This is a genomic window from Mucilaginibacter sp. 22184 (assembly GCF_052045695.1).
In the GTDB taxonomy this organism is placed as follows: Bacteria; Bacteroidota; Bacteroidia; order Sphingobacteriales; family Sphingobacteriaceae; genus Mucilaginibacter.
In genome coordinates, this window is sequence record NZ_JBQEPI010000007.1 from 414687 (window position 1) to 432885 (window position 18199).

Consider the following 18199-nt stretch of genomic DNA (forward strand, 5'->3'; position numbering starts at 1 on the left):
AAGGTATGAAATTAATGGAAACTACTGTTTATAAAAATATTCTACTAAATCCATAGATTTAATTGTATTTATAATATTTATTGTTACCTTTACAGCATTCTAATTAACCCCACCATTAATTAGTTGATTTATAAAGAATAAGGGAGAGGAAGTCTCTATGATCTTATAGCAACTTTTCATTATTGAAATAAGTGCTAAACTTTTTTCCGAAGCAATAAGGCTCTGGAAATATAAATTAACTAAAAATCATGAACACATTTAAGTACCTGCATTTCCGCACGCAACCGGCAAACATCAAGCGATGTTGTTGTTTGGTTCAGTATGCCTTCTGGTTTTAAAGGAGCAGTTCCCTGAAATTTTGCTGCGGTTTTTTAACTCGTCCCATCCGGGCGGGAGAGAATTACTTGCGCCAAATTTTTAACACGCTATTTATCAATTACTAACAACTAAAACTTATAAAAATGAAAATCACAAACTACCTGACCAAAGCCAGGCTGCTTTCTGCCGGCTTGCTGCTTAGCGGTGTTACCGTGTTGTCAGCTCATGAAAACCCTAAACCGAAATTTATAAAAGAAGGAAAATGGCGCGGTGTATTCACCGTAAGCGAATCCAAGGTGCCTTTTAATTTCGAGCTGAAAGGCAAAGATGCCGAGCATGCTGTTTTTACATTAATCAATGGTTCTCGCAGAGATAATTTCCATGTGAAGTCTATTGGGGTCGATTCGGTTTATATCAAAATGAATACCTACGATGCCGCGCTGGTTGCCAAAATTGAAGACGACGGCTCTTTAAGTGGTGAATACCGCAGCCTGGTACCAGGTTTCAGAGGTAACTCTTTGCCATTCACAGCCGAGTACGGCAAAACATACCGATTTGTTGAGCCAGGAAAAGACGTGGCACCTACGGCCGATCTGACCGGTAAATGGGAAATCAAAACCTATAGTAAAGAGGCCGTCCCTGCATCTATCGCCCTATTAAAACAAAAAGGTAACAAACTCACCGGCGTGGTGATGACTGTAGTTGGTGACACGCGCGAATTGGAAGGAACCGTACAGGGTGATGAGTTTGCCCTAAGCGGTTTTACCGGTCCGAGCCCCTTTATTATTAAAGGTAAGATCAATGCGGATGGCTCTATCAGCGGCGAAGAAGGTTTCGGCATCTATAAAAACCTCAAGTTTGATGCCGCTAAAAAAACTGATGTGGAGCTACCTGACCCATATAAGCTTACTTTTTTAAAAGAAGGTTATAAAAAGCTGGATTTTTCTTTCCCTGGTATTGATGGTAAAGAAGTGTCACTGAGCGATAATAAATACAAAGGTAAGGTGGTGATTGTAGAGATTATCGGTACATGGTGCCCTAACTGTACCGATCAGACTGTTTTCCTGTCGCCCTGGTTCAACAAAAATCATAATCGCGGTGTAGAAGCTATAGCCATTGGATTTGAGCAGAAAGATAGCCTTGATTATGCCAAATACACTTTAGGTAAGCTTCGGGACAAGTATGCCATTAACTATGATATCGCCTTTGGAGGTTTAGCCGATAAAAAACTGGTATCACAAAAACTCCCGGCTCTTAACAAATTCATTGCCTTCCCAACAACAATAATTATCGACAGAAAAGGTGATGTAAGGGAAATATATACTGGCTATACCGGAACTATCACCGGCAAATATCACCAGGATTATGAGAAAAAATTCAACAAGCTGCTAGATGAACTGATAGCCGAACCGGCACCTGAAACAGCGGCTATCGCTGATTCATCCGAAAAACAAGGAAAATAAACTTAATTGATCTATAACTAACTATTTATCAAATGAAAACACTCAATTTAATCACCTCATTCAAATGCCTGACTATAGGCTTGTTGTTTAGTGGTGCCGCATTCGCGGCAGATAAAAACCCGCCGGTGAAATTTATTAAGGAAGGCGTATGGCGTGGTGTATTTACCGTAGCCGAAAGTAAAGTTCCTTTCAATTTTGAATTGAAAGGCAAGGATGCGGAGCATGCTGTATTTACACTACTCAATGGTACGCGTCGTGATGACTTCCATGTTAAACAGATTGGTAAAGATTCGGTATTTATCAAAATGAATACCTATGATGCCGCCCTGGTTGCCAAGGTAGAAGACGACGGAACCTTAAATGGTGAATACCGTAGCCTGGTACCCGGTTTCAGAGGGAATTCATTGCCGTTTACAGCCGAATATGGTAAAAGCTATCGTTTTGTTGAGCCGGGAAAGGACATTGCACCGGCAGCTAATTTAACCGGTAAATGGGAGTTGAAGGTTTATTCAAAAGACCAGGTACCTAATAAAGTAGCTATATTGAAGCAAACAGGTAATAAGCTTACGGGCGTTATTATGCAGGTAACCGGCGATAGCCGCGAACTGGAAGGTACCGTACAGGGAGATGAATTTGAGCTGAGCGGCTTTACCGGCCCCAGCCCTAAAATTTATAAAGGTAAGATCAATGCTGATGGTACCCTGAGTGGCGAAATAGGACAGGGTATTTATGATAATACCAAGTTTGATGCCATAAAGGATGATCGGGCTGAGTTACCAGACCCATACAAATTAACCTATTTAAAAGAAGGCTATAAAAAGCTTGATTTTACATTTCCTGATCTTACCGGAAAACCGGTTTCATTAAGCGATGCCAAATACAAAGGTAAGGTTACCATTATTGAGATAGTTGGTACCTGGTGCCCTAATTGTACCGATCAAACCGTATTCCTTTCGCCCTGGTTCAATAAAAACCATAACCGCGGTGTGGAAGCGATAGCTATAGGCTTTGAACAAAAAGACAGTCTTAAATATGCCCAGTACACCTTAGGCAAGCTTAAGGAAAAATATAATATCAAATATGATATTCTGTTTGGCGGATTGGCCGATAAAAAACTGGTATCGCAAAAATTGCCCGCGCTAAACAAATTCGTGGCTTTCCCAACAACCATTATTATTGACAGGAAGGGTGATGTCAGGGAAATCTACACGGGATATACAGGAACGGTTACCGGTAAATATTACCAGGATTACGAAAAGAAGTTTAACAAACTGCTGGACGAACTGATTGCTGAACCTGCACCTACTAATGAAACTAATGCAGTTGAAAGCAATAACGAAACTTTAAAAGGAAAATAAAAAACACCTGACCGGCAGGGTAACAACCTGGCCGGGTTTAATTTAATTTAACCCCAATGACCACAACCACTATGACAAAATTTTTAGGCGCTGTTCTATTTACAGCATCCGTAGCGTTAACATCGTTCACCCCATCAACTATAAAAACCGTTAAGCTTACAAAAGGCAAGCCTGGTGCAGTTAAAACGATTGATCATAAAAAGAACTTTAAAACCGCCTCTTTTAAAGTCGATAACGAAAACAGCAAGCTTACCTGGGCCGCCAAAAAAGCTACAGGCGACCATAACGGCGAAGTAAAGATCAGTAATGGTAATTTCGCGGTTGAAAACAATAACCTTAAAGGCGGAAGCTTTGATATCGATCTGAATACCATTACCGATGCGGATCTGACCGACCAGGCATCGAACGATAAGTTGGTATCCACATTAAAAAGCGAGACATTTTTTAACACCGGTAAGTTCCCTAAAGCAAGCTTTGTAATAAGTTCTGTTACTAAAACCAGCGGCAATCAATACGATGTTAAAGGTAAGCTAACTATAAAAGGCATCACGAATGACGTCAGTTTTCCGGCTACGATTGCTGTTAATGGTAAAAAGTTAACCGCCAACGCCAAAATAACCGTCGACCGTACTAAATATGACATCAAATTCCGTTCAAAAAACTTTTTTGAAAACTTAGGCGATAAGGTGATCTATGATGATTTCGATCTGAATGTAAACCTTACCGCAAACGCGCAGTAACCAGCAATATTTAATACGTAAGCCACCAAAATAGAGGTGGAGGGCCATTGTTTTGACTAATAAAAGCATTTAAAAACTCATGTAAAGTGGAGTAAGTCTGAAGCCGGGGTGCATTGAATACCCCGGCCGAGGACTGAAAATTTAACCTGCGGCTTAAATGCATACTGATATGAAAAAAGGAAAAATACTTCTGGTTTTAACGGCTATCATAACATGGATAGGATTTATGAGTTTTGTTGGCACCAAAGATGATGTGCAAACCAAAGAGCAACTGGGCGAAAAACTATTTTTTGACCCCATACTATCGGGCGACAATACCATTAGTTGCTCCTCTTGCCACAAACCAGAATTCGCATTTGCCGATACCAGCGCCCTGAGTATTGGCATAAAAGGTAATCTAACCGCCAGGAATTCGCCGGGATTAACCAATCTTTCTGGCAGACCTCATCTTTTTTGGGATGGCCGCGCCGCTTCGCTCGAAGAGCAGGCCTTAGGGCCCATAACATCGGCTACAGAAATGGGACTTCCGATTGAAGATGCCGTAAAAAAACTAAATAACAATAAATACTATGCAGATGCATTTCAAAAAATATTTAAATCAGCACCCACTAAAGATAATTTGTTGAAAGCCATAGCCTCATTTGAGCGTACGCTTGAAACCTCCAACAGTCCTTATGACCGGTATATTAACGGCGATGACCATGCTATATCTGCTGCTGCCGCACGCGGTCGGTTATTATTCATAGGTAAAGCCAACTGTAACAACTGTCATTCGGGCGAGGATTTTACAGCCGATAGGTTTAAAAGCATCGGTTTATATAATGGTAAAGATTTGAACGACCCGGGCCGGTCAGCCATCACAAAAAACAAAACCGAAGAGGGTGAATTTAAGATACCCAGTTTGCGCAATGTGGCAGTTACCGCTCCATATATGCATAACGGTAAATTCAAAACTTTGCGAAGTGTAGTTGAGTATTACAATAACCCCTCGCTGGTAGTTAAAGACGGTATTAACCGCGACCTCGCACTTGAAAAACCACTTAACCTGACTGCGGGCGAAATTGATGACATAGTTGAATTTTTAAAAGCGCTCACCGATGACCGTTTTAAGCAAACGGCTTCAAATTAAAATACTCCCCATAAATAATTAATTGATCACAGTCGGCAGGTATTTGCCGGCAGGATATTTTTTGTTCTGCCGAAGCCACTGCTTTGCCCTTGAACTATTGTAAAATGAAGAAAATTGTACTCTTGCTTATGTTCCTCGCCCTGATTTTTGGGCAAAAGGTATTGGCACAAAAACGAACGGTAACCGGGGTTGTAACCTCCGCCGATGATAAAGCTCCGCTGCCAGGGGTGTCTGTTACTGTTAAAGGATTAAATGAAGGTGCTGTTACCAAAGCCGATGGCAGCTTTAGTATTATTATCCGCAACGGTAAATACCTGGTCTTTTCATTTATAGGTTTTGAAAGCCAGGAAGTTGAAATTGATGGCACCAAACAATTCAGCATCAGTTTAAAGCCAGCTAAAAGTAATGCACTTAATGAGGTGCAGATAGTCGGCTCACGTAATGCCAACCGTACCAAACTAAACTCACCCGTGGCGGTGGATGTTATCGATATAAAACCCCTGCTTGAATCGGCACCGCAGGTAAGTGTAACGCAGATATTGCAATATATTTCGCCATCATTTCATTCGGTTAATGGAAGTAATGCCGGTGATGCCGGCTCTGCGCTTAGCCTCGCCCAGCTCCGTGGCCTGGGCCCCGATCAGGTATTGGTGTTAGTGAATGGTAAACGCCGGCATAAAAGCGCTAACGTGAACTATGGTGGTTTGGGTAATGGTTCAACTGGCTATGATCTCAATGCTATCCCGACAGGTGCAATCGACCGGATCGAGATTCTGAGGGATGGAGCTGCAGCCCAATACGGATCAGATGCTATTGCCGGGGTTATCAACATCGTGCTTAAGAAAAAAACAGATGATTTTGTGGTCAATACATCCGGAAGTGTACGCAGGCGTGGAGATGGAGCTGTTACCCGTACCAGTGCCAATTATGGGGTAGGTTTAGGCAACAATGGAGGATATGTTAATATTACCACAGAATATGCTACCCAGGCAATCTCCCTGCCATCGGGGAAGGGAGATGCTGGTTTATATAATGGGCCGATTTATGGCGGAGGTGCCAATACACGTGGATACGATGCTATTTATACCAAAGAAATTGATGATGCCATTTTAAAAAGCCGTGGTATCGACCGTCATTTTTTTGATCAACGGGCAAGTGGCTCAAATGCCGGTCAGGACGCTTTGTTGTTTTTTAATGCAGGCTTGCCCCTGAAGAACTCGGCAGAACTGTATACCTTTGGTGGTATCAGCAGCCGAAACTCACAATTTACTGCCACTTACCGTTTACCTGGCTGGACATCGCGTAACAACAACTTCATTTATCCCGATGGTTTTTTACCAGCCATGGAAAATAATATTGTAGATGAGTCTATTGCCATCGGTATAAGAGGTAAGGTGGGAGAATGGAATGTGGATTTCTCCAATGTATACGGTAAAAATATATTCGGCAACCGGGTTGATAACTCCCTGAACGCCAGTCTCGGTTTAAAAAGCCCGACCAGTTTTGATGCAGGCAGTTATAATGCAAGTCAAAACACCACAGGACTTGATTTTACCCAGTATTTTGGTAAAATATTAAAAGGCTTGAATGTTGCCTTTGGTGTTCAGCACCGTGTTGAAGGTTTCCAGATTATTGCCGGTGAAGAAGCTTCCTATTCAAAAGCCGACCAACGTACTATTGTTAATGTAGATACTACAACCGGGGGTATTCCTTATCTCTCCAACGCGGGTGTTACTTCGTTAAATGGTTTAGCTGCCGGTTCACAGATCCATTTGGGTTTCAGGCCTGAGAATGCGGTTAACGTGAACCGTTCGGTTACCGCAGGCTATGCGGACTTGGAACTCAATGTAACTAAAGCCTGGCTTGTTTCGGCAGCGGGCCGTGCTGAGTACTTTTCTGACTTTGGCAATGTGTTTACCTGGAAAGCTGCTACCCGATATAGTTTTGCAAGATGGCTCAGTATTCGCGGATCGGCCAATACAGGTTTCAGAGCGCCTGATCTGGCACAATCTTATTATACATCAATATCAACTACTTTTCAACAGGGCAGGGGAGTTGACATTCTTACGGCATCAAATCAAAGTGCAGCCGCGCGAGCACTGGGTATTCCTAAATTATCGCCAGAAAAATCAAAGGGTTATGCACTGGGCCTAACTTCAGCACCGGGCAGTAATGTGGAATTAACGGTTGATTCTTACCTGATCGATATTGATAACCGGGTAGGTAATACCGGCAACTTTACTTCAACAGATGCTAACCTGCCGCAGGATGTGAAAAATCTGTTTCAGCAAACAGGTGCCGCGCAGGCCAACTTTTTCTACAATGAATTTAGTACACGCACCAAAGGCATCGAGTTTACAGGAAGCTATAAGTTGTTGCTTGATAAGGGAAATATAAACTTCCTGCTTGGTGGTAACTTTGAAAAGAACGAAGTAACCCAGGTAAATACCCCAAAAGGGCTCGACAAATACAAGAATGTTATCCTTAGTCCGGGCGAAAGGGCAAGAGTAACTACCAATATTCCGGCGCAGAAGGTTAACCTACAGGGTATCTACAGTATAGATAAATTCACTTTCCTGGCACGTACGGTCTACTTTGGTAAAGTAACCACAGCCACATTGTTAAGCGCCAGTGATCCGCTAAACCCGGTTTACTTTTATCAAAACCTTAAGCCTATTTGGGTTACCGACCTTTCTGTAGGGTACAAGTTTACCGACAAGATACAGGCGACAGCAGGTGTTAACAATGTATTCAATGTTTTGGGTGATTATTCTGACCCATCCATATCCGGTTTGCGCAATCCCACTGTTGTTGGTATCCAGAACGGTAGTGCCGGTATCCAGCCTTTTATTAAACTATCAGCTCATTTATAATAGCTTAAGCATGAAAAGTATATTTAAATCACACCAACAATTCCTGAAAAGAGCATCAATATTAAACTTTAATAAAATAGGGCTACTATTTGGTTTGATAGTAGCTCTTCTATCATCCTGCAAGAAAACTGATTATTTAGACATTAATGCCGCCGACAGACCTGCGCTTGCAGCACATATCAGTTTTGTGAATGCACGGCCCGTAAATGCCAGCATCCAATTTTGGGTATACACTACCCAGGTAACCCAAACCGCTTTACCTATAAATAGTAAAAGCCCTTATTTAGACACCCAGTTTGGTGATGTGCAGATCAATTTTACCGAAGGAACCAACACTTCATATAAAGCTTCACGGCAATTTGGTAACAGCGCCACTTTTACATCGGCAGGAGGCCCTAACGGCCCCATTGCCAATTATTACCATACCGTGTTCGCCGTGAAAAATGTTAAGTCCACTGCTGATTCGCTGATCCTTTTTTATGATGATCTCAGTGCTCCGGCAACGGGAAAGGCTAAGGTGCGGTTTGTAAACCTTGCGCCCGGAAGCCCTGCTGTCGATTTTGGCATAGCCGGCCAAACTGCTCTTTTTACCAATACGGTTTACGGCCGGGCTGGTGGTTCTGTATTATCGGGAGCTGGTTTAAACACATGGTCATTAGGGCCTTTTGTTGCCGTTGATGCGGGGACGGTTAATTTCTCGGTAACAAATACCACAGACCGTTCCTCCGTAAACATTCTGAACGATAAGCTAAATAATGTAACGCTTAACGCAGGGAAGATTTATACCATTTATATCAACGGAACGCCAGGAGCTTCAACCGTAGGGGCAACCATACTTACACATAACTAAATCAAAAATAAAACACAGGATGGTGGAATAAACTGTGTAAAAGAGGTTGTCCCGGCTGATGGGCCGGGCAACCTTATTTAAGTAAATCATCAATAATACATTTTATGAAAACAAACAGCAGAAGACAATTTATTGAAAATACGCTTAAAGTAACAGCCGCGGTGGCTTTAACAGGCCCGCTGATTTTAAACACCGATAAGGCGTTTGCGGCATATAGCAAGGACGAAGCTTTGGTAAACACCGGCGATATTTTAACGTTTAGCCAGGTACCGCTTGGTTTTGATTATAAAGCATTGGAGCCACACATAGATGGGCTAACCAACGAAATTCATTACACCAAACATCACGCCGCCTACATTAAAAATGTGAACGAAGCTATCGTAGCCGAAAAGTTAACATTTAGTACCGAGCAGGAATTCTTTGATCATGCTTCACAACTTTCGCCAAAAGCACGAAACAATGGAGGTGGGGCATGGAATCATAACTTCTTTTGGCAAAGTTTAACGCCCAATTCTACCGGGCCCGATGGCAAGATCAACGATGCTATTGTTACGGCCTTTGGTTCATTTGAGCAATTTAAAGAGCAGTTTACACAAGCGGGGCTTGGTCGTTTTGGATCGGGTTGGGTATGGTTACTGAATGCGAATGGAAAGTTGACTATTGCCTCCACAGCCAACCAGGATAATCCGCTTTTTGATAATGCAGTAGTAAAAGGTACGCCCTTGCTGGCATTGGATGTGTGGGAACATGCTTACTATCTCAAATATCAAAACAGGCGGAATGAATATGTGGCTGGCTGGTGGAACGTGGTGAACTGGGATATCGTAAACAAAAGATTATCCTAAGCTATGACCCGGATAACAGGTAATACAACGCTTAACTGGGGTGTGCTGAAGAAGATTCTTCTAAGAACGTTTACCATATATGCCGTTATAACGATAATACCCCTTTTACCCGCTTTTTATCAACAGGATTTTGACGCTGGCTTTTCGGTTAAAGGTTATCCATGGCGCTGGCTCGATGTGATCAGTCAGAATAATCCATGGTTTTTTAGCAGTCATGGTGGTAAAAATTATGGAGGCTGGCTCATTACTTTGTTGGTTTGTTTTGCACTTGGCGCCGTTTGGGCGCTGACAGAACGATATAAGCGCAAAGAGCAAAATGTACTGGAAGTAAAGGACAACGACAATGGCCTTTACAACTGGTTCTTTATACTGGTTCGTTATCAGATAGCTTTGCGGATGTCGTGGTTTGCTATTGCCAAGGTATTCCCGGTGCAAATGCCTTTCCCAACATTGAGCCAGTTAAATACCAATCTGGGCGATTTTACTCCCGGGAAGCTTTATTGGCTCACTACCGGTGTCTCGCCTTTTTTTGAGGTCTTTGCCGGAATATTTGAGCTCACGGCAACAGTTCTGATCCTTTTTAGGCGTACTGCTACCTTAGGCGCGTTGATGATGATAGCGATACTGTTGCCTATATGGTTTGTAAATATTGGTTACGACGCCGGGGTAGAGCTGGCCAGCCTGCATCTGCTATTGCTTTCATTATTACTTTTAGCAAAGGACGCGGATAAATTTTATACCATCCTAATCAGGCATCAGCAGGCAGCGGTCGAGTATATTCAACCACCTGCTTTTTCAAGGCAATGGAAACGGACTACACGTATCGCGCTTAAATCGGCGTTTATTTTTGTGTTCCTGATTTACCGGGGGTATCAATATGGCAATCTTTACGCATCGGGTAAAACCTTTAAATTACCGCTTGATAGTGGCTTGCAACACTTTACCGGTTTTTATGATGTGAGCGAGTTCAGAATCAATAATAAACTTTTGCCATATGCTCCAGACGATACTTTGCGTTGGCAAAACGTTGTGTTTGAAAAATTCAATACCATCAGTATCCGGGTGGCCAAGCCTTTTAAGTTAAATACTCAAAATAAGATCCGGACTACAGAATATTATGGTAATATAGGTAGATTATTTTATGGGTATCAGGCGGATACGGTTAAACACTTATTCACTTTACGCAATCGTGCCGATACTACCAAAAAAACTGTGCTTTATTATACCGAGTCATCACCAGGCAAGCTTATTCTTAAGGGATTAATACATCAAGGTGATTCTATTGTTGTTGTATTAAACAGGATAGAAAAACAGTATCCGCTTGCTGTAAAAAGAAACGCCAATGTGTTAAGCGATTGAGGAACAAATTAATTGAGGTGCTTTTTGTATCGAAAATGAAATAATTTAAGCGGATAAAGTCCGCTTAAATTATTATTGTAATCTTAAAACCTGAGGATTGTACCCGGGCTTATCTCATAGGGAGGTTTGCCCGGTTTAAATACCCGTGAATCAAGCATACCCTCAGTGGTTATAACATCATTTTTTACCCTGATCCAACTACCTTCACGCAGTCCCACCACCGGAATAGTATTTTGGGTGTGGAATTCCTTAATCCTCGTTTCGCGGGTTTCGCCATTGTGTTTTAGTTGTGGATTGGGGTCGAGGTAGTGGGGATTAAGATTGAAAGGTACCAGCCCCATGGTGCCGAAATCAGGCGGATATACAATAGGCATATCGTTAGTTGTTTGCATATTGACACCGCCTATATTACTACCCGCACTTGTGCCCAGGTACGGGGTGCCTTTTTCTACCGCTTCCTTCAGTGGGTTCATCAGATCCTGTTCATGTAATTGTTTCACGAGCAGGAAAGTATTGCCACCCCCTGTGAAAAATCCACAGGCATCCTTAATTGCGGCTTTGGGATTGCTGAAACTATGCAGCCCTTTTACGGTAATGCCCAGATTTGCAAATGTTTCTGCAACTTGCCGGGTATAATCATCATGTGAGATACCGCCGGGTTGGGCGTAAGGAATAAATATGATTTCTTTTACCCCGGTAAACAGGTCTGCAATAAATGGTTTCAGGTAGGCGAGGTACTCTTCTCCAAACAAAGCAGAAGTACTTGCCAATAGCACATTTTTCATAGCGTAAAAATAATCTTTTTGCTTTTATAATAAGTTGAATAAAATCGGGGCATCTACTTTATTCTTCTTCCTATGGTTGTTATTATCATCATACCACAAAAAACAAAAGCCCTGATACGGGCATGTATCAGGGCTTTGTACTCAGAGCGGGAATCGAACCCGCACTCCGTTTACGGGAACAGGATTTTAAGTCCTGCGTGTCTACCAGTTCCACCATCTGAGCAGGTGTTAACCTTTTAAAAATAAAGCCCATCTTTTTGAAGGAAGGGCTTTGAGCGAAAGACGAGATTCGAACTCGCGACCCCGACCTTGGCAAGGTCGTGCTCTACCAACTGAGCTACTTTCGCGTTGGGAGTGCAAATATAGACAGAAAACCATATTCTGCAAGTACAAAAGTGAATTTGGTGTTTTAGGTATAAGTGCTATTTGAAAATGAAATAAATGTATTCTGCAAATGTAACAGATAATGAATACCTTTATGTAAACCTAAATGTAGTTAACGGGTACTTAAAGACCTGTGAAGTAGTATAAAACAATTCTCTGAATACAAAAGCGTAACTAGTGGCTTCAAATCTGCTGTGGTGATGTTATCAATTGATTTTTTAACTTAAACTCCTATAATTATGAGCGTATTATTTCAAATTTTATTAGGCGGTATTGCCGGTTGGCTCGCAGGGAAAGTGATGAAGGGTGATGGTTATGGAATTATTATTGATATTCTGTTGGGTTTAGTCGGCGGATGGGTCGGTGGCGCTGTTTTAGGATGGCTGGGCATCCATTGGGGTGGGAGCATTGGTTATCTGATTACCGCCTTTTTTGGCGCTGTGCTATTGGTATGGATATCAAGACTTATCAAGGGTAATTCATAATTTTGATATATCAATAGTATTATAAAACAAACAGGCCCGGCATAAAATGCCGGGCCTGTTTGTTAATTTTTTTGGATGATATTGAAAGTCATTTCCTTCCTGATGGAAAAGCCCAACTTTTGATAAAGTCTTATGGCGTTTGCATTATCGATACGTGAATGAAGATAGGGAACCCCTGATGCTGCTATGATTTGGCGTATATGATAATTAATCAGTGCACCCGCATAACCCTTGCCCAGATGATTTGGATGGGTGCATACGGCGCTAATTTCAATATATGGTGATGGTTGGGTACGATATCCGGCCATAGTAGCTAACTCATTATTAATGACAATGCCTTTGTAATTACCAAAATCGATGGTGCGCTCGGAGAATGGCCCGGGATTGGTCATTTGGGTTAATGCAAGCATGGCTGGTATGTGTTGATCTGTTAAACTAACCAATTCTTGATTTAGCGACACCTGTGGTAATGGGCCATCAAACACCAGTTGTAATATTTTCATATTATTCAGCACCTTCCAGTTATCAGGAATGGTAATTTCTTCTGCCGAAACAACGGCCAAAACCCGCTGATCAGGTACAAGATCGTGCAGGATATTAAAGTTAGCCGTTGAATAATCTTCAAAGCCAACAAAAGGGGCTACGTTTTCGGCGTAATATTTAACCTGGCTATTACCCTGAGCCAGGTTATTATTTCCGGATATCAAAGCATTCCAGATAGGATTATCAAGCAAATGTTGCATAGTATTGGTGGTGTGAGCCTGCAAAATTAATAGAAATAGCAGTGCCTGGAGTTATCTTAAGGTAATAACGAACAACTCTGCGTGTACAATTTTTTTATCTGTATTTTGTTAAATATTAAACATGAAAATATATGAGTTGGTCCTCCGCACAATATTCAAAGTTCGAAAATGAACGTAATCGCCCCATCCGGGATCTTCTTTTTAATGTTCCTATAAATCAAGTAAATACAGCAGCTGATATTGGATGCGGCCCAGGTAATTCAACGGAGTTGTTGAGCGCTCAATTTCCAGATGCTAAAATTACGGGTATGGATAGTTCTGAAAATATGATCGAAGCGGCACGTAAACGCCTGCCGGATGTTCATTTTGAGGTCGACGATATTTCAACATGGCGCGACACCGGGCCCTATGATGTTATCCTGGCGAATGCGGCCCTGCAATGGGTTCCTGATCATCAGACGCTGTTCCCCGCGCTGATCGGTAAATTGGCTAAAGGAGGCTGCCTGGCCGTACAAATGCCCGATAATTTTGACGAGCCTGCGCACCGTCTCATGCGTGAAACTGCCGCAAACGGGCCTTGGGCTGCCAAGCTAAACGATGCATCAAAACGAATGACCAGAGAGGGAGCTGAATGGTATTATCGTAACCTACGCGATAAGGTTGCTACGCTGGATATCTGGCGTACGGTTTATCATCATCCGTTGCAAGGTGGCCCCGCGGCAATCGTAGAGTGGTTTAAAGGAACCGGTCTTCGCCCTTTTATTGAGCCGCTTGATGATACCGAACGAAATGCTTTTCTGGCGCAATATGAAGAGGGAATAGCGAAAGCATACCCACAATACGCAGATGGCTCTGTGCTGTTACCATTCCCAAGATTGTTTATTGTTGCAACTGTTTGAGTTTTCTGAAATTATCAAATAACAAAGAGGCTGTATCATAAATCAAATTGACCGCTTTTGGTATTGTGGCGCCTATGAATTAAAAATTAAGCGCATCATATTTATACAAAAAGTGGGTTTACATGTAAACCCACTTTTTGATGATGAAATTTATTTAATTATTTGATTGTCAGCTAAATAATTAAATATAAACCCAAAAAAGTGTAAACCATGTAAACCCACTTTTTTGTTAATTGAGCCAATTTAATCCAAGGGTATAGCTCAATCCGTAATTGGGTATCCGGATAGTTCAAAGAACAAAGATGCAGTATCATGATTGATGATACTGCATCTCTACTATTGATCATCCCATTTAATTTTATAATCGTACTTCCAGTCGGTTGCCCCCAATCCGAATAGTCTGAGAAAAATCGACATCATCGCATCTCTAAACCAGGCCGAGATTGGCGAGTGCACTTTTTTATCGTTGTTATGCTTTTGGGCATCGGCGCGTACCTTCTCCACTCGTGGCTTTCTGATAGATTGAAAATCGGAAAAAGCTTTAGGGTAATCAGCTGTAATGTATTTCCTGAGTAGCTTAGCTAATATCATGGCATCTTCCAGGGCTAAGGAAGCTCCCAGTCCGCTTGTGGGGCTAACTGCATGGGCAGCGTCGCCTATTAAAATAGTTTTGCCTTTGTGCCATTCGGGCAGGCTGGGCATATCATACATGATAGTTTTGATGACATGATCTGAGTTGGCTATTAATTGTGGGACAGGCTGATAAAAATCTTTATAATCAGTAGCTAATTTGTTCTTTAATGCTTCGGCAGGAAGATTCATTAAAGTTTGTTTGGCATCCTGTTCAGGTAGTTCCAAGCTGCACCACCACATCAGCTCATCTTTTGATTGGAAGCTAAAACCAAAAAATCCGCTCAACCCAAATGATAGGTTAAGTGCATCATGACCATATTGACCAAGATGTTGCCAAACGGCCGATCTCTGCGTAAATCCTCCGGAGCCATAAAAGCCAGTATATTCTTCGGGAAAGGCATTGTTGAAAATGATTTTCCGGGTTGCCGAATGAATGCCATCGGCGCCAATGATCAGGGAACCTTCAACCCGACTTTCGTCATCAAAAATGGCGATTATCCCTTCAGTGTGTTCATTGATATCCTTTAATCGCTTTTGAAAGTTTATTCCAATACCCTGTTCAATTGCCTCCTGGTAAAGTATCTGGTGCAATGTGGCCCTGGAGATGGTCACAAATGGTTGTCCAAATTTTTTGATGGCATTGGTTTTTATCCGGGCCAGGAATTTGCCTTTGTAATTCCTGAAGTTATTATAATCGATGGTTTTTCCGGCATTGATCACTTTTTCACTTAAACCCAACTCCTGTAGTATGCTTACGCCATTTGGAGCAAGGCCAATGCCTGCACCAATGCTCTTTACATCGGGATATGCCTCAAAAATTGCTGATGGGATGCCTGCTTTTTTTAAGAACAGAGCTAGGGATAAACCGGCATAGCCGGCTCCTATAATAATTATTGGTTTATTGATAGTTTCCATATTATTTAACGTGTTTAATGATGCCCTCTCCGTATTGTTTTACATTGGTTAATACCGCGTTACCGGCGTAGTGTACATCCCCCTGGCCCCAATGAGCAATACTGATAGATTTGTTAGCATACAGTTCTACATTGCCCTCAGCCATGTTTTTGATACTCAAATAATCCGCGATCATTTCCAGCGCAAATAAATTTCCTTCGCTTTGGTTTTTGATGCTCAGCGTACCACATTTACCTTTAAGGATAACATTGCCTGAGCATTGGCTCAATACTTTTATCGCGGGAGCAAAAATGTTAAGGTTGGTGCTGCCAACACTTTGTATTTTTATTTCCAGCGGATTATCCAATGTGATCGTCTTGCCGCAGTTTACCTCTCCGCCGTCGCAGCGTACATAAAGTGTATCTATCTGGCGTAAATAAACCTTGATCTCGCATCTTGTAAAAGATGGTCTCCTGAATTTTGCCTCGGAGAATATATAGAGGGTGCGGCCCGAATTAACAGCTTCGAAATAGTCAAGCAGGTTCTCGTCGGTTTCTATCACTACCTTTTCTTCATCTGAGGGTATTAATTCTATCTGCCCTTTTGCAGCCAGGTGCAGCCTGATAAATGAGCTTACCGGTATCTCTTTGGAAACTATATTTCCATTTCCTTTTATTTCAATCATTTGTCTTAATTTTTTAAAATTCATTTTTTAGATTATCACTATCTCTTGATAATCAGTAACAAGAAGTGCTTTTTAGTATCTTATTATTGATTGCCAGGATTTGATCAGTTTTTGTATTACAAAGATGCCCTCGATCTGATAGTCGCTTGTTACACTAAAAGGAGTATGATTTATATAATACGGAGTAATGCCATTTGAATTAAAAGATGCTGCCAATAGCAATATCCTGTATAGCCACCCACTTAGCGAGGCTGGGTTTAATACGGACGAACTAAAAACAGACCTGGTTAATTTGAACCTGCCTTTTGGCCATATGCAAACACGTATGTGGATATTTAATGGTATCCGGATGAGTTATTCTGAGTCTGTTTTCAGGGAACAGGGTGTGCTTGATTGGCGGGGCGATATGAAAATGGTGACCATGTACTTTAGCTTACAAGGTAAATTACTTATGGTTAACAAGAATTTAAATAAGCAATTTGAGTTAAAAACTAATCAGCACAATCTTTTTTACGGGAGCGAGGCAGAAGGTAAGATGAAGGTGGAAGAGCTAAAAATGCGATCATTCATGATCCAGTTTACCGAAGATGCTTTCCTGAACATTACGCGTGATGGTAATGATACATTGAAGAGATTTGCCGATAAAATATTAAAAGGGGAGTCGGCGGCGCTATCTGCCGATAACTTAAATATCAACCTGGCTATTCAAAGCTGCATCAATGCAGTGGTTAATTGCAAATTTGTAGGGGCGCTGAAAAAAATGTTCCTGCTTTCCAAGGCCATCGAGATACTGGTTTTACAGGCCGAATCTTATGATCAATTACTCGGCCCAACAAAAATATACGCCAAAACCGACTATGATAAGGAGCGACTGGTATATGCCCGTGATTATCTGATGCAGCATATAGAGGTACCGCCAAGCTTATCACAGCTGGCCCGTGCGGCGGGTATCAATGAGTACAAATTAAAGCGGGGTTTTAAAGAGATGTTTGGCGCTACGGTATTTAACTATCTGGCGGAAAGCCGCCTGGAGCTGGCTAAAATTGATTTGCTTGAGGCGAAGAAATCGGTTACAGAGATAGCATTTGAACTGGGTTATTCATCCGTTCAGCATTTTAGTGCCGCTTTTAAAAAGAAATTCGGTGTATCGCCTACTCAGTTAAAATATTAATAAAGCCTGGTACATATCCTTACCAGGCTTTTATAGTGGTATGCTATTACTAAATAGCGGTTTCGGTATACTTCTTGAAATTATCCAGAATAGCCTGCCAGCCTCCACGTTGCATTTCGATGGGGTTGGTACTTTCCGGATCGAAAGTTTCAATTACTTTAGTACTATTATCAAAATCTTCAAAAACAATAGATACTTTTCGGCCATCACCCATGGTATATTCAATAAGCTGATTTTCTTCTACCGTGGTATAAACACCACCAAAATCAAAGCTAAAACTACCGTCTTTAGCGGCCATGGTAGTTTTAAAAGTTCCGTCGACGCGCAGGTCGTTATCTGCATAAGGCGCGTGCCAGTCGTCAGATGCCTGGCACCATTGGGTTATATGTTCAGGTTCGCTCCATGATTTCCAAACTTTTGCAACAGGAGCGTTTACAATAGTCTCAACTGTAATTGCGGTGTTATTTGCTGTTTCCATTTTAATTGCTGTTTTGTTTTAATAGAATAAAGGTAGGGCAAGATGCTCAATAACGGCGGGTGCAATTACGACAATTATAGGGTGTGGATTTACATGTACAAAAGTAG

Annotated in this window: 16 protein-coding genes, 2 tRNA genes and 1 riboswitch; of the genes, 11 read left to right on the forward strand and 7 right to left on the reverse strand. The window is 41.8% G+C overall.

Annotation, left to right across the window (positions count from 1 at the left end):
• Positions 1-125 precede the first annotated feature (125 nt).
• Positions 126-237, forward strand: a riboswitch (SAM riboswitch).
• Positions 238-461: 224 nt separating this feature from the next.
• The 8 genes from ACTJKG_RS17810 (at position 462) to ACTJKG_RS17845 (ending at position 10935) form a co-directional block, all read left to right on the forward strand.
• Positions 462-1781 carry a peroxiredoxin family protein gene (locus tag ACTJKG_RS17810; RefSeq protein WP_172337984.1) on the forward strand — a complete coding sequence of 440 codons (1320 nt, stop codon included), beginning with the start codon at positions 462-464 and terminating at the stop codon, positions 1779-1781.
• A gap of 32 nt (positions 1782-1813) precedes the next feature.
• The gene (locus tag ACTJKG_RS17815; RefSeq protein ID WP_172337985.1) at positions 1814-3139 is read left to right on the forward strand and encodes a peroxiredoxin family protein; all 1326 of its coding nucleotides are present in this window, start codon (positions 1814-1816) and stop codon (positions 3137-3139) included.
• Between the two features lie 56 nt (positions 3140-3195).
• Positions 3196-3879: a YceI family protein gene (locus tag ACTJKG_RS17820; protein WP_216650695.1), complete on the forward strand. Its 684-nt coding sequence runs from the start codon at positions 3196-3198 to the stop codon at positions 3877-3879.
• Between the two features lie 169 nt (positions 3880-4048).
• Complete coding sequence (locus tag ACTJKG_RS17825; RefSeq protein WP_172337986.1) at positions 4049-5008, forward strand: cytochrome-c peroxidase; 960 nt, start codon at positions 4049-4051, stop codon at positions 5006-5008.
• 104 nt (positions 5009-5112) lie between these two features.
• Positions 5113-7881 carry a TonB-dependent receptor gene (locus ACTJKG_RS17830; protein ID WP_440739970.1) on the forward strand — a complete coding sequence of 923 codons (2769 nt, stop codon included), beginning with the start codon at positions 5113-5115 and terminating at the stop codon, positions 7879-7881.
• Positions 7882-7891: 10 nt separating this feature from the next.
• Positions 7892-8731, forward strand: a complete 840-nt coding sequence (locus ACTJKG_RS17835) for a DUF4397 domain-containing protein (RefSeq protein ID WP_172337988.1) — start codon at positions 7892-7894, stop codon at positions 8729-8731.
• A 104-nt stretch (positions 8732-8835) separates the two neighbouring features.
• On the forward strand, positions 8836-9576 hold the full coding sequence (locus ACTJKG_RS17840; protein WP_440739971.1) for a superoxide dismutase: 741 nt from the start codon (positions 8836-8838) through the stop codon (positions 9574-9576).
• Between the two features lie 3 nt (positions 9577-9579).
• The gene (locus ACTJKG_RS17845; protein WP_172337990.1) at positions 9580-10935 is read left to right on the forward strand and encodes a hypothetical protein; all 1356 of its coding nucleotides are present in this window, start codon (positions 9580-9582) and stop codon (positions 10933-10935) included.
• Between the two features lie 83 nt (positions 10936-11018).
• Here the strand turns inward: ACTJKG_RS17845 and pepE are convergent, their stop codons facing one another.
• The 3 genes from pepE to ACTJKG_RS17860 form a co-directional block, all read right to left on the reverse strand.
• On the reverse strand, positions 11019-11720 hold the full coding sequence (gene pepE, locus ACTJKG_RS17850; RefSeq protein ID WP_172337991.1) for a dipeptidase PepE: 702 nt from the start codon (positions 11718-11720) through the stop codon (positions 11019-11021).
• Between the two features lie 138 nt (positions 11721-11858).
• Positions 11859-11943, reverse strand: a tRNA-Leu gene (locus ACTJKG_RS17855).
• Positions 11944-11994: 51 nt separating this feature from the next.
• Positions 11995-12067 (reverse strand) — tRNA-Gly (locus ACTJKG_RS17860).
• Between the two features lie 276 nt (positions 12068-12343).
• Here ACTJKG_RS17860 and ACTJKG_RS17865 point away from each other — a divergent pair.
• Positions 12344-12589: a GlsB/YeaQ/YmgE family stress response membrane protein gene (locus ACTJKG_RS17865; protein WP_172337992.1), complete on the forward strand. Its 246-nt coding sequence runs from the start codon at positions 12344-12346 to the stop codon at positions 12587-12589.
• A 62-nt stretch (positions 12590-12651) separates the two neighbouring features.
• Here ACTJKG_RS17865 and ACTJKG_RS17870 read toward each other — a convergent pair whose 3' ends face one another.
• Positions 12652-13332, reverse strand: coding sequence for a GNAT family N-acetyltransferase (locus ACTJKG_RS17870; RefSeq protein ID WP_440739972.1), 681 nt, complete (start codon positions 13330-13332; stop codon positions 12652-12654).
• 131 nt (positions 13333-13463) lie between these two features.
• Between ACTJKG_RS17870 and tam the strand changes: the two genes are divergently transcribed.
• Entirely contained in the window at positions 13464-14231 is a 768-nt protein-coding gene (tam, locus tag ACTJKG_RS17875) for a trans-aconitate 2-methyltransferase (protein WP_440739973.1), read from the forward strand.
• A gap of 336 nt (positions 14232-14567) precedes the next feature.
• On the opposite strand, the gene ACTJKG_RS17880 is transcribed toward tam, so the two are convergent.
• Both ACTJKG_RS17880 and ACTJKG_RS17885 read right to left on the reverse strand, forming a co-directional pair.
• The gene (locus ACTJKG_RS17880; protein ID WP_440739974.1) at positions 14568-15779 is read right to left on the reverse strand and encodes an FAD-dependent oxidoreductase; all 1212 of its coding nucleotides are present in this window, start codon (positions 15777-15779) and stop codon (positions 14568-14570) included.
• Position 15780: 1 nt separating this feature from the next.
• Positions 15781-16467: a GIN domain-containing protein gene (locus ACTJKG_RS17885; RefSeq protein ID WP_440739975.1), complete on the reverse strand. Its 687-nt coding sequence runs from the start codon at positions 16465-16467 to the stop codon at positions 15781-15783.
• Positions 16468-16630: 163 nt separating this feature from the next.
• Between ACTJKG_RS17885 and ACTJKG_RS17890 the strand changes: the two genes are divergently transcribed.
• Complete coding sequence (locus tag ACTJKG_RS17890; protein ID WP_440739976.1) at positions 16631-17614, forward strand: helix-turn-helix domain-containing protein; 984 nt, start codon at positions 16631-16633, stop codon at positions 17612-17614.
• Between the two features lie 49 nt (positions 17615-17663).
• On the opposite strand, the gene ACTJKG_RS17895 is transcribed toward ACTJKG_RS17890, so the two are convergent.
• The gene (locus tag ACTJKG_RS17895; RefSeq protein ID WP_172337998.1) at positions 17664-18092 is read right to left on the reverse strand and encodes an SRPBCC family protein; all 429 of its coding nucleotides are present in this window, start codon (positions 18090-18092) and stop codon (positions 17664-17666) included.
• Positions 18093-18199 lie beyond the last annotated feature (107 nt).